This is a genomic window from Leeuwenhoekiella sp. MAR_2009_132, from assembly GCF_000687915.1.
Lineage (GTDB): Bacteria > Bacteroidota > Bacteroidia > Flavobacteriales > Flavobacteriaceae > Leeuwenhoekiella.
Window position 1 is genome coordinate 1099183 of the sequence record NZ_JHZY01000002.1, and the last position, 17027, is coordinate 1116209.

Genomic DNA, 17027 nt, shown 5'->3' on the forward strand with positions numbered 1-17027 from the left:
AATAAGATTCATAAAAAAAGCTCCCAATATTTTAAATATTGGGAGCTTTTTTATTTAACCTGATTCGAAGATTAAGCCTCCACAGGTTTTTCTATATCAGATAAATAACGCTCGGCATCAAGAGCGGCCATACACCCGCTGCCCGCTGCTGTTATTGCTTGTCTATAATCTTTATCCTGTACATCACCACTGGCGAATACACCAGGTTTTCCGGTTTTAGTTGATTTAGGTTCGGTTATAATATAACCAGTCTCATCCATCTCTAATTGACCTTTAAAAATGTCTGTATTTGGTTTGTGTCCTATCGCAATAAATAAGCCGGTAATTTCTATTTGAGTAGTTTCTTTAGTCTCATTATTAATCATTTTGAGACCTTCAACAACTTGTTCTCCTAGAACTTCTTCAACTTCAGTATTATATAGAACTGTGATGTTTTTACGAGAATTTACACGGTGTTGCATCGCTTTTGAAGCGCGCATCTCATCTTTACGTACCAGCATGGTAACGTGCTCACAGATATTAGCTAAATAAGTTGCCTCTTCTGCTGCTGTATCACCACCACCTACAATTGCTACGCGTTGATTGCGGTAGAAAAACCCATCACAAACTGCACAGGCAGATACGCCCCCACCACGTAGTCGCTGCTCACTAGGCAAGCCGAGGTAACGAGCTGTTGCACCAGTAGAAATTATTACTGATTCTGCTTCTATTTCAGTTGTATTATCAACAACGGCTTTATGAATTCCGCCTACTTCCTGAGATAATTCAATTTTAGTTATCATACCTATACGTACTTCAGTACCAAAACGCTCTGCTTGCTTTTGCAACTGCATCATCATGGTAGGGCCATCAATTCCGTCAGGATAACCGGGAAAATTATCAACTTCAGTAGTTGTTGTTAATTGCCCTCCGGGTTCCATCCCGGTATACATTATAGGTTTTAAATCTGCTCTTGACGCATAAATTGCTGCGGTATATCCCGCCGGGCCAGAGCCTATAATTAAACATTTAATTCGTTCTACTGCCATTATATATTTTTTAAACTCTTACAAAAGTACCCTTTTAAAAACACTTTCTAAAAAGTACGTTCATCCTTTTGTAAGTCGTTATTAACACTATTTATTTACAAATTTTAGCCAATTACACTAAAAGTAACTTTGTACTTATTTATATTTAAACAAAAAACTATGAAAGTATTTACACTCTTCTCCTTTGTATTTCTCTGTACGTTTATAGCATGCGCTCAAAATCCGAAAGAGACTAAAGCCAATGATATAGAAATTAAGGTTTCTAATAGTTACAGTTACGAAGTACTGGTCCCCGATCTTATCAACCCCTGGGGAATGGCATTTCTTCCAGATGGAAGTTTATTGATTACTGAAAAAGAAGGAAAACTTATTCATTTTAAAAATGAGACGAAAACCGAAATTGAAGGTATTCCTGAAGTATACAATCGAGGTCAGGGTGGTTTATTAGATTTAAAATTAAGTCCAAATTATACTAATGATGGCTATATCTATATTACCTATGCTTCTACACAAGGTGAGGGAAAAGGTGGTAATACTGCCTTGATGCGCGCTAAGATCACCGGGAATACGCTTACTGCTCAAGAAGTTTTATATAAAGCATCTCCTAATACTACAAAGGGACAACATTTTGGCAGTAGAATAGCTTTTGATACAGATGGGCATGTATTTTTTAGTGCAGGAGAACGTGGCGAACGCGATATAAATCCGCAAGATATCACCCGTGATAACGGCAAGGTTTACCGTCTCAATTTAGATGGTAGTATTCCTAATGACAATCCGTTTGTAAATAAAAGCAATGCTAAAACTGCAATTTGGTCGTATGGTCACCGTAATCCACAGGGAATGATTTTTAATTCTCAAACTAATGAAATCTGGGTAAATGAGCACGGACCTCGTGGTGGCGACGAAATCAACATCATTAAAAAAGGAGCAAATTATGGATGGCCAGTTATAACTTATGGCATTAATTATAGCGGAACAGATATTACAGAGGAGACTAAAAAAGAAGGGATGGAACAACCCTTGTATTATTGGGTTCCCTCTATCGCTCCCAGCGGTATGGCTTTAGTAACGAGTGATAATTATCCTGAATTAAAAGGTAGCTTACTCGTAGGCTCACTAAAGTTTGTGTATCTGGAAGCTCTTTATCTCGACAATAATAAGGTTGTCAAACGCGAAAAGCTACTAGACGGTATTGGTAGAGTGCGCAATGTAATACAAGCAGCAGACGGCTTTATTTATGCTGGCGTTGAAGGAGTAGGAATAGTAAAACTTGTGAAAAATTGAAAACAACAGTACTCATAACAGGAGCGATTACATTAATAACTCTATTGAATTTAAAAGAAAATAAACTCAAATTTTCTGAAAAATCTCAAGTAAACCAAACCATCATTGATACTGTGCTTACAAATAGTATAAAACGAGGTGCTGTACTTTATGAAGATTTCTGTATGCAATGTCATATGGCACAGGGTGAAGGTATAAAAGGAACCTTCCCACCTTTAGCACAGGCAGATTATTTACTTAAAAACAGACAGGCAAGTATAAGTGCCGTTAAATATGGTTTGAACGGAAAAATAATAGTTAATGGAACTCCTTACAACAGCATCATGCCTGGTTTAGGGTTGTATGATGATGAGGTCGCAGACGTTATGAATTTTGTCTTTAATAGCTGGGGCAATACTGGAACCCGTGTTACCGAAGAAGAAGTAAAGAAAATTTCAAAATAATTTATTCAATACGTATATAATTTTCTGAAAATATGCGGTTACCTTCAGCATCTGTACTTATTTGGCTATACTCATTTTGTGAGAGTTGAAGCTCAAATGTAAATATTCTTAAAGTATCTAAAACTTCCATCATACTTTCAGATCCGTATTCGAGAGTTTCAATCAATTTATCTTGTTGAACACTATACGTTCCGTAGCCAAACCATTCTACTGAGTCTTTTGGTACATAACGTGTCCACATAACTCGATTTTTAGTATACATTTTAATCTGGCGGTAACCATCTGTAGCTCCTACAGTATCTATGATTATATTGTTATCATAATAATAAAAGTTTTTTAGTTCCCAGGTTCCCTGAATACTTGGTTCAATCTCATTTTTAATTGTTGGAAAAACTAATGTAATTGATGATAGTAAGACTCCGGCGATGATACTTAGAATATAGGGTTTCATAATGTAAGTGTTTAGTAATTAGCACTATTAAGTTACGTAAAATAAATATCCATTTAACGAAAACGTTATAATTAATTACTCCTTTAAAATTTCTATTAAACTATGTTATATAATAATGTCATTTTTACCAGCTACCTGTTTTGAGAATAGAATCAATAAATTTAAAATAGTCACGGTTTCTTCTACAATTTCACTTTGTGGTCTTCTGCATTTATTTATATTTGCACTCCTTTAAAATGTAGCTGATTTATAAGAATTCGGGATGTAGCTTAGTCCGGTTAAAGTGCGCGTCTGGGGGGCGCGAGAGCGGAGGTTCGAATCCTCTCATCCCGACGAACTGTTAAAGTAAATTTAACACAAATCAAAGGTAATTATATGAAAATCATATAATTACCTTTTTTTATGACGCTAATTTAACACAAAGAATGTTAAGGAAATCGTGAGCTAATCGTGAGTTATTTGCCTTAATAGTGAGTTAATCGTGAGTTCTTTTTTTGTAAATTAGTGGTATATCTCCTAGAGATAAATCTTGTTTGACTTTCGTAATTCAATCAATGTTTAATTAAACAGAATTGGTTATGCGCAGCAAGCAAACATTTTCAATTTCATTTTTTGTTCGAAAAAAGAAAAACCAACCAGAAAAAGCGTTACTCTATACAAGAATAACAATCAACGGAAGAAGTAGAGAAATAAGTTTAAAACGAGAAGTACCCACAGACAGATGGAATACTTCAGGATCCAGAATGATGGGTAGTAACATAGAAAGCCAGCAGATAAATCGCAAGGTTGATGATGTTCGTTCAAAACTATACCAATCCTACGATGATTTAAAAAAGGAAAACCAAATCATAACCATTGATGCACTTAAAAATCGTTTTTTAGGTAATGATATTAAAAACATCACTTTAATAGAATTGCTAAATTATCACCAGTGTAAAATGGAAAAGGTTCTAAAATATGGTACTTTAAAAAACTATAGCACCACAAAAAAATATTTAATAGAATTTCTGAAAGTGGAACTCCGAATCGATGATATTTACCTAAAACAAATCGATTATAAATTCATTCTAAATTTTGAAGGTTTTCTAAGAGTAAAACCAGGACTTCACAATAACGGAGTCATGAAGCACATGGAGCGTTTCAAAAAATTAATGCGTCTGGCACTAGACCTTGATTGGATTGATAAGAATCCAGCCGCTAGATTTAGATTAAATTTTAAATCTGTGGATATGATTTACTTGAGTAAATCAGACCTTAAACGTATTGAAGAAACGACTTTTGAAACAGAAAAATTAAATCTTGTAAAAGATATATTTCTCTTTGCGTGCTACACGGGCCTGGCTTATGTCGACGTTAAAACCTTAACCAAAGATCACCTTAAAATTGGTATAGATGGTAAGAAGTGGATCTTTAAAAGAAGAGTGAAAACAAACACCCCAATTAGAATCCCTCTTCTTAAACAGGCGGATTTGATACTTCAAAAGTATTCAAACCATATAAAAATTTTGGATTCTGATATACTATTACCTGTTTATTCCAATCAAAAAATAAACAGCTATTTAAAAGAAATTGCAGCAGAATTAAATATAAATAAGAGATTAAGCTTTCACGCAGCCAGACATACGTTTGCTACAACAGTAACTTTATCAAATGGTGTTCCCATTGAAACAGTTTCAAAACTTTTAGGACATCATAATATTACTACTACACAAATTTATGCTAGGGTTATTGATTCGAAAGTTTCTAGTGATATAGATTCTTTAAGAGAAAAATTAAATCAATTATAAATATCACAACAAATATTAATGCTCTGGAATTAAAACAAACCTTCCCTCCTATTAGGATCGATACATCCTCTAAGAACAATTACCATTATCTAATGGGGTCTCAATCGGTCAGTAAAATGCTCGATCATAAAACGGGATAACACCTCATTATTATACGTAAATATGAGCTGAAAATCAGATGAAGATATATTTACTTTGCAAAAAAAAAATCAAATTGATGAATGAGTTTGAATTTTAAATGTCGTTAGAGTTCGTACAAAACGGCTTTAATCATACTCAGAGTTATAAAATAAAAGAGGCTATACCTAACTAGATCATTGATAACTAATTTTATTTCCTGTCACCTATGTTTATTTTTATAATGGAAATTTATGCACCTGTTAATTTCGACGCAAAAAATTTATTTATTGAGAGTTTTGTAAGTATTAGTAATATAAAAAAACCTTAAAATAAATTCAATAAGAAAGGCTTCCATACTAGAAGCCTTTACTTTTTTACTAAAATGTGATTGTTTATTTTAAATCTATTTTAATAGTATCTTTTGACGACCAGTCTGAATAATTGACTTTACCATCTTTTACTAAACCAATTCGGTATTCGTGTGCAGTTTTACGAGTACCTTCAGTTTGTTTTACGCTTACTTCTAAGGTGTTTTTAGCATTTTTAGAAGCTGAAAAATCTAAGATTGCATAATCTCCTTCTTGATAGCCAAAACCTTCACCGGCATCGTCATACAGACTTCCGGAAGCATTTCCCATTTCATCGGGGTTTATCAATAATGTCAGTTTTGCAGTACCGTAATCTTCAGTGCTTTGAATCACTGGTCCTACAGGAACAATCGCTCCATCACGTAATTTTACTATCGCCTGATAGTTATCATCACTTTCCTCAAAGGCTATATTTTGCCAGTCTCCTTCAGGCATTTTTAAATCTTTTGCCCAACGTGGAACGATCAATAGATTTTCACCTAACAGAAAACTTTGTTGTTCTTGACGAAGCTTTACATCTTGAACATCGGCAAAAAAGGTAGGTCGCATAATCGGCATTCCTGTAGTTGCTGCTTCGTGAAACAAAGTATATAAATAGGGCATCAAACGGTACCTGCGGTTGATCGCTGTTCTCGACACGTTTTCGATCTCTTTGCCAAAAGCCCATGGCTCTTGACCTTCGGTTTCATTAGAGGTGTGATTTCTAGAAAACGGGTAATACGCTCCCAAAGCAATCCAGTTTCCGAATAAATCTGCACTCGGACTTTTGGTAAATCCACCAATATCAGGACCGTTAAACGGCTGACCTGAAAGACTAAGGTTTATTGACATCGGGATAGACATTTTTAAATTGTCCCAAGTTGCAGAATTGTCACCTGTCCAGGTGGCAGCATAGCGTTGCCCGCCAATATAGTTTGCTCTGGAGAGTACAAAAGGACGCTTCTCAGGATTCACTTCCATTATACCCTCACGGCTAGAACGCACCATTAAAAGTCCGTATACATTGTGATAGCGCAAATGCACATCTTGCGGCAAATCACCTCCACCTCGGTGAATATTGTTATCTGGCATAGAACCTCCCGGACCGTCAAAAACTGCCGGTTCGTTCATATCATTCCATACCCCGTCGATTCCCAGATTCATAAAATCAGTATATAAAGAAGCCCACCATTTTTGAGTTTCAGGTCTAGTATAATCAGGAAAAGCAACCTGACCCGGCCACACTTCGCCGTTATATTCATTCCCTAAAGAATCTTGAACCCAGTGATTACCGGCTTTTCCTTCTTGATAAACCGAATAGAGTGAATCTTGCTTTACACCCGGGTCTATCATAAATACCGACTTGAAGTCTCTGGCGTGTAAATAGTCATTCAATCCTTTTGGATCCGGAAAGCCTTTAGGATCAAAGGTGAATACCCGGAAACCTTCCATATAATCAATATCCATCCAGATCACATCTGCCGGTATTTTTCGATCTCTAAACTCGTCTGCAAGTTCCTGTACATTCGTGTCCGGAAAATAAGAATAACGCGACTGCTGATACCCCAAAGCCCATAGTGGCGGCATTGCCATCGTACCGGTAAGTTCGCCAAGTGCTACCATAATCTCCTGCGGAGTTTCCTTCTCGATAACAATAACCCTAAAAGAAGGTCCTTCACTGACTATATCAACTCCGTTTTCTAAACGAATTTCCTGTCTCCAAGAGTTATCTGCTAAAATACCAAAAGAGCTTCCGTCTGCACGTACGCCCAAAACCCAAGGGTGTGCCTGATACAATTGTTTTCCTTCAAATTTACCGTACTCGTAATTATCGGTATTCCATAACGTAACATCAGAGCCGTTGCGGCGTAAATCGCCTATAACTTCTCCGGTTCCATATAAATCTGTTTCTGGATTTAAGTCGAAATGAACCGAGCTCTTTCCATCCATCTGAATGAATTTTGGCTTCACCCTCCAGGCTGCAGGAAGCGAATCGCGCTTTGGTAAATCTTTAATAACTGCCAGAGAAGGAAGCGTATGAATCGAGTCAAAATCTTTTGGATAAAACACAGCAACGCCTGGTTCTGCTAGACTTGCCGATTGAGCAAAAACAGTTTGTAATCCTGCCGTTAATGCTAAAATATATAGTAATGTGATTTTCTTCATTTTAAAAAACTAGTTTAATTGAATGATCAATGGTGTTTTTGCCGCTACCGTAAGTGTTTTGTTTAGCGTAATATTTTGAGAGGTAATGATATCTGTTCCGTTTGTGGTTTTAAGATCTGCCGCAAAACGAGCAAGATCTAATGTTTGATCGGCTTCATTATTGTTCAAAACCACCATCACTTTATCTGCACCTAAACTTCTGAAATAGACATAGACATTATTCTCCGGAATATACTGAGTAAGTTCTCCCGTGTGCACAGCTTTTGATGATTTTCTCCAGTTTAAAACCTTCTTGGTAAAATCAAAAAAAACTTTTTGTTGCACTGTTCTTCCTGAAGCGCTAAAAGCATTTTGCGCGTCGGCTTCCCAGCCCCCGGGAAATTCCTGGCGAATTGCGCCGTCGCCTTTAGACTTATCTCCACGCATCCCTATTTCTGAACCATAATACAACTGCGGAATTCCTCGGGTGGTCGCAATAAGCGTAAGACCTAATTTATAAGCACTCAGGTTTTTATCGTAAATATCATTGAATCTACGCGTATCATGATTCTCTAAAAAGACTAAAAGATTATCTGGATTTGGGTATAGAAAATCATTTACAAAATTGTCGTAAGCTTTCATAATACCACTTCCCCAGCCACCACCTTCGGCAAACATGTGTTCTACAGCATTATGCAAGGTAAAATCCATTACAGAAGGCAAATAGGTATTGTAATTTTGAATCGCTCCGATCTTACTGTCTTTTTGCCAATAAGCGATCTGTGCTTGGTTGTGCAACCATACCTCACCTACAATGTTGAAGTCAGAATATTCATCCATAATGGCTTTGGTCCACGTAGCTATACCTTCTTTATCATTATAACTATAAGTGTCTACACGCAAGCCGTCAAGGTCTGCATATTCAATCCACCAGATTGCATTTTGAATAAGATAATTCAACACTAACGGGTTTTTCTGGTTGAGATCCGGCATGGTTTTTACAAACCAGCCGTCAACGCAGTATTTAAAATCGCTATCTGATTTATGTGGGTCAAATTGGGTTTCCATGCGGTAGTTAGATTGCTCATAACCTGGAAACTGATTGATCCAATTGTAACTGGGTAAATCTTTAATCATCCAGTGTTGTGCTCCCCAGTGATTGGTCACGTAATCCATAATGAGCTTCATATCGCGTTTATGCAATTCTGAAGCTAGATTTTTATAATCTACATTGCTTCCGTAGCGGGGATCAATTTTATAAACATCGCTCTGCGCATACGTGTGGTACGAATACGCGGGATCATTATCTTCAAGAAGTGGGGTACTCCAGATAGCCGTAACGCCCAACTCCTCTAAATAATCCAGATGATCTATAATCCCCGTGATATCACCACCGTGTCTTCCACCGCTTTTGCTTCGGTCTAACTTATCTTCTAAACCTTTTACAGAATCATTATTAGGGTCTCCGTTAGCAAAACGGTCTGGCATCAGCAAATAGATCACATCGCTGCTGGTATAACCTTTGCGATCTGCAGAATTTTCAGCTCGCTCCTTTAGCTCATATTCTCTTGTAAACTGCAACTTTCCTTTTTTCTTAAATTGAAAATGAATAGTTCCGGCTGCTACATTTTGAGTTTCGATACTTACAAAAATGTAATTGGGATTTTCGGTTTTTACCACTCCGGTAACCAGAATTTCTTCTTGTACCGAAACACTAAAATCTGCAATATTGGTTCCGTAGAACATCACCTGTATTTCAGACTTTTCCATTCCTGCCCACCAAAACGGTGGTTCTACTTTTTCTAGTTGCGCGTAAGTGCCGTAATTAAACACACAACTAATTGCCAGCAGCATAAAATATCTTAATGTACTTCTCATAATTCTTGCTGTAAATGCAGCCTCTTGTTTTTAAAAAATGAGAGACTGCATAATATTTTTCTGTCCTGAATTATTGCATAACAGACCATACCGCATAACCATTTGCAGGGGCTTCTAACTGTGCGCCGCCATCTTCACCAGTGATTGGTGAGTAGGTTGAGTTTTCAGAATAGTCCATCAACTGTACATCATTCCATCCTGTAGCGATTGTACGTCTTTTTGTACTGCTGTTAGACGTGATATATACAATCAAACCGGGATTGTCTCCTGTTCCTTTTCGCTTTGCGATATACTCATCTTCATCTGTGTACAAAACTTCAAGATCTCCGGTTGCTAAAGTATTGTGAATTAAAATAAGCTTATTCAATTGCTCCTTAAAAGCTTCGTTCTCATAATCCAGATAAAAAACCGTAGGATAACCGGGATGCGTCATTATAAAAGCATAGGCCTTTAATTTGTTTGAAGACTCAATGTAGTTATCGATGTTTCCATCTTTCTCTGTATCGTGATTTGCTGTAAAGGTCACCGCTTTGTCAGGGTGCGTTTGCCATACCTGATCTCTGGTCAAATAGGTTAAATCATCATTACGGTCAAAGGCTTGCTCCATTCTGTAAAAAGCTGAAAAATCAAAAGCATTACTCCCGGTAGCTTCTATGTGCTCACGGATAAGATCTGGATCTCCATCCCACAATTCACTTACTGAAAAACCACCAACTTCTGCCAGCCAATCTTTGATCACAAAAGATTCAAAACCTAATACATAATCAAATCTCCAACCGTCAAAGCCCATTACGTTTTTATAATATTTAGCTACGGAATTGTCCTGTTTCCACAACCAGTTTTGAACGCGTTCTCTGTGGTGATCTAAATTGGTTTCTGCATAAAACAAACTACCCGGATCATAATTACTCACGCTATTGGGGTAAAAATCTTCATAGTTTCTATTGAACATTCCCGAAGCATTGCCATGGGTTTCATCAAACAAGCTATACGTTTCTTTGTCGCGATACGGATTGTATTCCAAACCACCACCTGAATTGTGATTGAGTACAATATCTGCAATAACCTCAAGGTTATTTTCGTGAGCTGTAGCGATCAAATTCTCCAGATCTTCGCGAGTCCCAAAACGGGTTGGAGTTGTTCCGTGTTGCTCAAAATTCCCGAAATCAAAATAATCTGAAACATCATAGCCCATAGAATAACCACCTGATTGTCCTTTTGTAGCGGGCGGCAACCAGATACGGTTAATACCGGCTTCACTCCAGTCGGCAACTTTACCTGATAAAGTATTCCACCATTCAAAACGGGGCTCAACATCCCAGTAAAAAGCCTGCATCATTACACGACTACCGTTATCGTAGTCCATCAAATTAAGAGCTGTAAATTCTACAGGGTTTGTAACTCCACCATCGTCATCAGTTGTAACATCGGTGCCTTCATCTGATAGACATCCTACATTAAAGAGCAAGATTAACAGATAAAGCAACGGGTTTTTTAATACGTTTTGTTTCATATTTTCTGTTTTAAAAAGGCTGCACTGGGCAGCCTTTTATAATTAGTTTTTAGATATAGAATACTTGTATTGTCTTGGGTTGCTCAAATCTAAAGTGATCGTATAGTTCCCATCTGCCGGGACACCGATATTTTGATCCGTATTAAATTCTAAGCTACCATCTGCATCAGTATCACCAAAATTGATCTCCCAAGCATCGTTAGCTCTAAATTTGATACCGTTATTTGGAGCTTCTTGCTCTGTAAGGTCAAGAGTTACACTCCATATTTTGGTTTTTGAATCATAAACCATATCGGTATCGCTATCCCAACCAGTAGGTGTAGCATTACCTATCACACCCCAGCTAGTTTCAGTAAGGTCATAAGTCAATGCATTAGTATCTACATTTACTAAGTAATAACCCCCAGTTCCATCTGGAGTGCCCGCGTTTACTTCACCTTCTTGCTCAATAGTCCCCGAGAACGTACCGTTGTCTGCTCCGGTATCCCCATAATCCCCATCAAAAGCTTCGTTTGTAGGTAAAAATTTAAATTCTGGCGTAGCCGAATTGATAAATACAAAACCTTCATAATCTGTATTTCCTTCAGCAGAAGCTGCAAGTGGCACTGCATCAGCCGGTGTCCAGTCTGATCCGTAACCGCCAAGTGATAAGAAATTACCCACAACAAATAGTTTAGGTAGATCTAAATTCTCTTCAGCCTCTTCTGGTAAGGTTACAGAAATTGTAAGCACTTCAGAAAGCTGTTCTACAACATTACCTGCATCTGCTCCTACATAAGCACGCACTCTAAAGTAAACAGAACCCGTGTTTGGCTCTGCCGTAGTAGGATCGTTATCTAGACCGACCTCTTTAGCCAGTGCCAACATATTTGCCACAGTAACAGCCTGATTGGTTTGAGTACCTACCCCTATTACAGAAAAACTCTCAAAAGTCTCAACAGAAGATCCTTGAACTTCGTAGTTTACTGGAGTTTGTACATTAAAATTAGCGGCATTCCACACAAAGCGTTCTGCAATATTAGCGGAATTTGAAGCTGTTAAATTATAAGTTTCTAAGGTTGAATTTGTAAACGCAATACCTTCAGGATCTGGCTTTGCTGTAAAGGTAAAACCATCATCGTCTGAACAAGCAGTAAAATTAATTAGTGCGATAAATGCTATGAATACTAAAGTTATTTTTTTCATTGTAGTTCGTATTTATTAATAACCTGTATTTTGAGTCAGGTTAGGATTAATCAAAATGATGTTACTAGGTAATGGGAATAATTTTCTGAAATCATCAACAGCAGTTCCTGATTTTGAACCGCCTTTAAATGGCCACAGGTAATTACCGGTAGTATAGTCGTTGAAGCGAATCAAATCTGTTCTGCGTTGCCCTTCCCAATACAACTCTCTTGAGCGTTCATCTAAAATAAAATCAAGGTCTAGATCTCCGGAAGAAATATTACCTGCTGTAGAACCAAATGCACGGGCTCTCAACTCATTTATATAACTGGTAGCTGTATTGAGATCACCACCAGAACCTCCTCTTAGTAAGGCCTCTGCATAGTTTAAATAGATCTCTGCAAGTCTGATGACCGGCAGATCTGTATCAACAAAGTCACCCCCTTCATCTACACCGGCGGCACCGTTAGAATCAACATTTTTAAACTTAGTAACCGCATAACCATCTGTAAAGGTGTTTGCGATAGTATTAATCTCAAAGCTTTGCCCGTCTGTATAAAACAAGGCTCTGCTATCTTCCCATTCAATAGGGTTACCGTCTGCATCTGTATTGGTAATTGAGTAATCAAACTTATTCACCAAAGCTTTTGTGGTACGTAAACCACTCCAACCCCCATTTACGCCAAAGTTGAAGGCATCCATTGCCCCCCTATTGCAGCGTGAACCAAAAAGGTTGTACCCCCGTAGGTTCGGGAATTGTTTCCGTCAAAATTGAGTGTAAAAATAAATTCGTTCTGTGCTCCGTTACTGTTATTATCAGCTAAGAAGAGTTCGTCATAAGCAGACCCGTTTCCGTTAGCATCAGTCGTGTTGATGCTGTACGAAGAATTGATCGTAAGGTTTGAGAACGTAATCGCATCCGTATACCGATCTTCACCCGTGAATACTTCAGCATTCAAATACAACTTAGAAAGTAAAGCCCATGCCGCAACACGATCAACCCGACCGTATTCATTGGCGCCGCTATCTTTAAGCAGATCTTGAATTGCTAACAATTCAGACTCCACAAAATTGAAGATCTCTGCTTTTGTGTTTTGCTCAGGCAAGTCTGTAGAAACTACAGTGACTAAAGGTACTTCACCGTACAAATCTAAAAGATTATAATAGGCAAATGCACGTAAAAAACGAGCTTCAGCTATGTAGGCTTCTACTTCTACATTTTCATTAAGCGCCGACGCGTTTTCTATAAATGAATTGGTAAAAGATACTTCTTGAGCCAAACGGTAATACATACCTGTGGTAAAGTCATTGCCCGCACCCCAGTTCATTGCGTGTAGATTAGGCAATCCCGGATCCCCCCATCCTATTACAGCATGGTCTGTTGTGAGTTCATTTAAGCTAAAAAGCAAACGGGAGTATTGAGAAGTACCTTCATCAATTCCGGTGATATCGGGTTGTCCCGAAGGTCCCTGCTGACCGGTTAAAGCTAGGCTCGCATAGAGTTTTGCCAAAGCTCCTTTAGCTTCGTCAGCATTCGCAAAAACATTGGTTTCCGTAAAACTGTCTGGATCTATAGGGGATTGATCTAAATCATCATGGCAAGACACAATTAGGAGCGTTGGAATAACGAAAAGTAATTTTTTTATATAATTCATGTTCATTTTTTTAGAAGTTTAGATTTACACCAAAAGTGAAAATTTGCGGTCTTGGATAAAAATTGTTATCTATACCGCCATTGATTTCCGGGTCTAAACCTTCATAATCAGTAATGGTAAACACGTTTTGTGCAGAACCGTATAGTCTAAGATCTGAATCTTTAAATACCTGAGCAAAGGTGTATCCTAACGTGATGTTATCTAGTCTGAAGAAGGAAGCATCTTGAATATAGTAATCACTTTGTAAACTGGTTTCTGTTATAGACTGAAAACCTGTATTGAAATAATCCCTGTGAAGGTTGGTCAAAATACTATTTTCGGTAGCACGCACTTCATAAGACTTACTTGAAGCCATGTTGTTGTAAGCATAATTCCCTAAGCTAGCTCGAGATACGATTGCCAGATCCCAATTCTTATAATTAAGATTTGTATTTAGACCCATCGTTACGTCTGCAAACGGACTCTTATACAAATAGCGGTCGTCATCATTAATCTGACCATCCCCGTTGCGATCTACAAATGCACCTTCAATAGGTCTGCCAGATTCATCATAAACTTGTTTATACACCCAGTAGCTAAACGGGGAGTAGCCTTCCTTATGGAGTTGTACATTGTTACCAGTACCCCCAGAAATACCTCCCACTTCTACCTGATCAGGTAGATTAGTAATCGTGTTATCGTTATACGCTATGTTATATCCTATTCTCCAGGTGAAGTTCTCAGTCTGAACAGGCGTTACGTTTAATTCAAATTCAATTCCTTTGTTCTCCATATCACCAATATTTTTATTGATCTTGTTAGAGAAATTAGTAAATGGATCAACCGTTACAAAACTGATTAAGTCTTCTGTTTTCTTTAGATAGGCATTAATAGATCCGCTAACTCGGCTATTAAACAAAGCATAATCAATACCCGCATTAAACGTCTTTCCCACTTCCCAGCGTAAGTCTTCATTATAAGCATCCGGGCGATAGGTCTGGTAATACGTATTTCCAAACTGATAGTTCGCATTAGAACGACTGCCGGTATAGTTGGTCAAGAATAAATAATCACCCAGACCATTCACGTTTGCAATCTCACCATAACCCACACGCAACTTAAGCTGATTAATTGTTTTGGAATTGAAGAAATCTTCGTTATTAATATTCCACCCGACAGCAAAAGAAGGGAAATAACCCCAGCGATCATCTGGATTTAATTTTGAAGAAGCATCCGCTCTCACGGTAGCGGTTAACAGATAGCGGTCGTCATAATTGTAATTTGCTCTTCCAAAGTAAGAAAGTAAGGTACTGCGCCATTTATCAATGAATTCTGCATCGTTTCCTTCTTCTTGTGCCTCGCTGTCAAAACTATAATTATCATACTCAAAGCTTTGATACGAATACCCCAAAACAGCGTTTAAAGAACTCTTACCGAAGTCTTTGTCATACGTAAGGTAGGCATCAAAAAGCTTATTGGTAGCTTGATTGATGTAGTTAGAATAAGAGCCGTTCCAGTCCAACTGAGAAGAAGGCATCTGGTCAGAAAGAATCGTTCTTCCGTGGCTGTTTGTTTTGTCCATTCCTACATTTACCGTAGCTGTTAGATCTGGAAAGAAGTGCAATTTGTAATCTACTTTTGCATTACCAATAAATCTTCTAATTTCTGCAGAATCGTTTTTCTCGTTAAGTAATGCAATAGGGTTTGTAGGTGCAAGGCTATTTTGAATAAACCGGTCTGCATCTGCGCTATATACATACCAACCGTTGTAGTTCGAAAACGGAGAGTCGTCAGTGTAAACACTTTTAGTAGGGTCAAAATCTACCGAGGATCCAATAGCATCCCGGTTAGCAAATGTATTTTCGGTATACATCCCTCTCCCATTGATTTCTACTTTAAGATGACCGTCCATAAACGTAGGTCTTAAACTTACAGAACCTGTAGTTCTAGAGAAATTATCTCCTCTTAGAATACCGTCTTGATCCGTGTGACCTACCGAAGCTCTTACTGGCATAAAACCGCCAATACTTCCAGTAGCACTCAAGTTATGCTCAGAACCAAAAGCCTCTGTATAAATCAATTGTTGCCAGTCTGTAGAAGCAGTCCCTAAACGGGAAATTGCAGCATCAGAACCTACATTGGTAACTAAAGATCTAAACTCATCCCCGCTCATCACGTCTACATAATTAGTAGGACGATAAGTCGTTGTAGCACCCGAATAGTTGAATTTAAATTCTTTTCCTTTTCCCTTCTTGGTTGTAATCAGAATTACACCGTTTGCGGCTCTAGAACCGTAAATAGCAGCAGAAGAAGCATCTTTTAAAACCGTCATGGTCTCAATGTCTGCAGGGTTGATAAAGTCTAACGGGTTTCTGGACCCCCCCACATTAGTATTATCTAACGGAATACCATCTACTACATACAAGGGCGAACTATTTAATGAAATAGAACCAATACCACGTATGTTGATGTTTTGACCTTCTCCAGGAGCACCGCCCCCAGAGGTTACCGTTACCCCTGCAATTTTACCGGTAATCAACTGCGTAGCCGTATTAACCTGACCTTTATTAAAGTCTTCTGTAGAAACCTGATTAACTGCACCTGTCGCATCTTTTTTAGTCACAGTTCCGTAACCGATTACAACAACCGCATCAAGACTGGTTTGGCTCTCTTCTAACGCTACATCAACAGTAGGCTGACCAGCGTAAGCAATCTCAACTTCTTTAAAACCAAGAAAAGAGAACATTAACACATCTCCTTCTTTTACATTGTTAATAGTATAATTACCATCAAAATCTGTTGTAGAACCGTTGCTCGTTCCTTTTAAAATAATGTTTGCTCCTGGTATAGGAATGCCGGTAGCACTTTCGGTCACTGTACCCTTCACAACATTCTGGGCAAAAAAGCTCATAGGCAGTATGAAGAATAAGAGCCGTAAGCTTTTAAATAATTCTCTCATAAATTTCTTAATCATTTAATGAATTTTAAAATTGTTTTTACCCCAAATAGACCTTGCAAACGTTTGCGCTATGTAGATCAATAGCTCGTGATTTTTTACAAAAGCACAAGTTGTTTAAAGTGAATACTGAGATGGAAAATGTATTTGATTAAATTAATAATCAACTTACACCACAAAAATGAAGAAATAAGATGCTCTTAAAACTGCTCTAAAATATCATATAGAAAAAAGAAGGATTTTTTTTAATTAAAATATTGAATATCAATTATTT

The 17027-nt window shown here is 37.8% G+C and carries 10 protein-coding genes, 1 tRNA gene and 1 pseudogene; 4 read left to right on the top strand and 8 right to left on the bottom strand.

The genetic code is table 11. The features are described from left to right. Positions 1–71: 71 nt before the first annotated feature. Entirely contained in the window at positions 72–1028 is a 957-nt protein-coding gene (gene trxB / locus P164_RS04800) for a thioredoxin-disulfide reductase (RefSeq protein ID WP_028375331.1), read from the bottom strand. A 159-nt stretch (positions 1029–1187) separates the two neighbouring features. Here trxB and P164_RS04805 point away from each other — a divergent pair, with 159 nt between their 5' ends. Together P164_RS04805 and P164_RS04810 are read left to right on the top strand one after the other, a co-directional pair. Continuing rightward, complete coding sequence (locus P164_RS04805; protein WP_028375332.1) at positions 1188–2315, top strand: PQQ-dependent sugar dehydrogenase; 1128 nt, start codon at positions 1188–1190, stop codon at positions 2313–2315. Further along, positions 2312–2758, top strand: coding sequence for a c-type cytochrome (locus P164_RS04810; protein ID WP_028375333.1), 447 nt, complete (start codon positions 2312–2314; stop codon positions 2756–2758). The genes P164_RS04805 and P164_RS04810 overlap by 4 nt, the downstream gene beginning before the upstream one ends. A 1-nt stretch (position 2759) precedes the next feature. Here the strand turns inward: P164_RS04810 and P164_RS04815 are convergent, their stop codons facing one another. After that, a complete protein-coding gene (locus tag P164_RS04815) occupies positions 2760–3209 on the bottom strand; it encodes a hypothetical protein (RefSeq protein ID WP_028375334.1) in 450 nt (149 codons plus the stop codon). A 258-nt stretch (positions 3210–3467) separates the two neighbouring features. Between P164_RS04815 and P164_RS04820 the strand changes: the two genes are divergently transcribed. Both P164_RS04820 and P164_RS04825 read left to right on the top strand, forming a co-directional pair. Further along, positions 3468–3542: transfer RNA gene (locus P164_RS04820), tRNA-Pro, on the top strand. A gap of 245 nt (positions 3543–3787) precedes the next feature. Continuing rightward, on the top strand, positions 3788–4996 hold the full coding sequence (locus P164_RS04825; RefSeq protein WP_028375335.1) for a site-specific integrase: 1209 nt from the start codon (positions 3788–3790) through the stop codon (positions 4994–4996). Positions 4997–5508: 512 nt separating this feature from the next. Here P164_RS04825 and P164_RS04830 read toward each other — a convergent pair. The 6 genes and pseudogenes from P164_RS04830 to P164_RS04855 all read right to left on the bottom strand — a co-directional run bounded on the left by P164_RS04830 (position 5509) and on the right by P164_RS04855 (position 16771). Next, entirely contained in the window at positions 5509–7629 is a 2121-nt protein-coding gene (locus P164_RS04830) for a TIM-barrel domain-containing protein (RefSeq protein ID WP_028375336.1), read from the bottom strand. Between the two features lie 9 nt (positions 7630–7638). Then, entirely contained in the window at positions 7639–9486 is a 1848-nt protein-coding gene (locus tag P164_RS04835) for a glycoside hydrolase family 13 protein (RefSeq protein ID WP_028375337.1), read from the bottom strand. A 70-nt stretch (positions 9487–9556) separates the two neighbouring features. Next, on the bottom strand, positions 9557–10999 hold the full coding sequence (locus tag P164_RS04840) for an alpha-amylase (protein ID WP_028375338.1): 1443 nt from the start codon (positions 10997–10999) through the stop codon (positions 9557–9559). Positions 11000–11041: 42 nt separating this feature from the next. Continuing rightward, positions 11042–12184, bottom strand: a complete 1143-nt coding sequence (locus P164_RS04845) for a SusE domain-containing protein (protein WP_028375339.1) — start codon at positions 12182–12184, stop codon at positions 11042–11044. A gap of 15 nt (positions 12185–12199) precedes the next feature. Beyond that, positions 12200–13824 (bottom strand): annotated as a pseudogene (locus P164_RS04850) (RagB/SusD family nutrient uptake outer membrane protein). A 4-nt stretch (positions 13825–13828) separates the two neighbouring features. Further along, positions 13829–16771: a SusC/RagA family TonB-linked outer membrane protein gene (locus tag P164_RS04855; RefSeq protein WP_234405816.1), complete on the bottom strand. Its 2943-nt coding sequence runs from the start codon at positions 16769–16771 to the stop codon at positions 13829–13831. Positions 16772–17027: the final 256 nt, after the last annotated feature.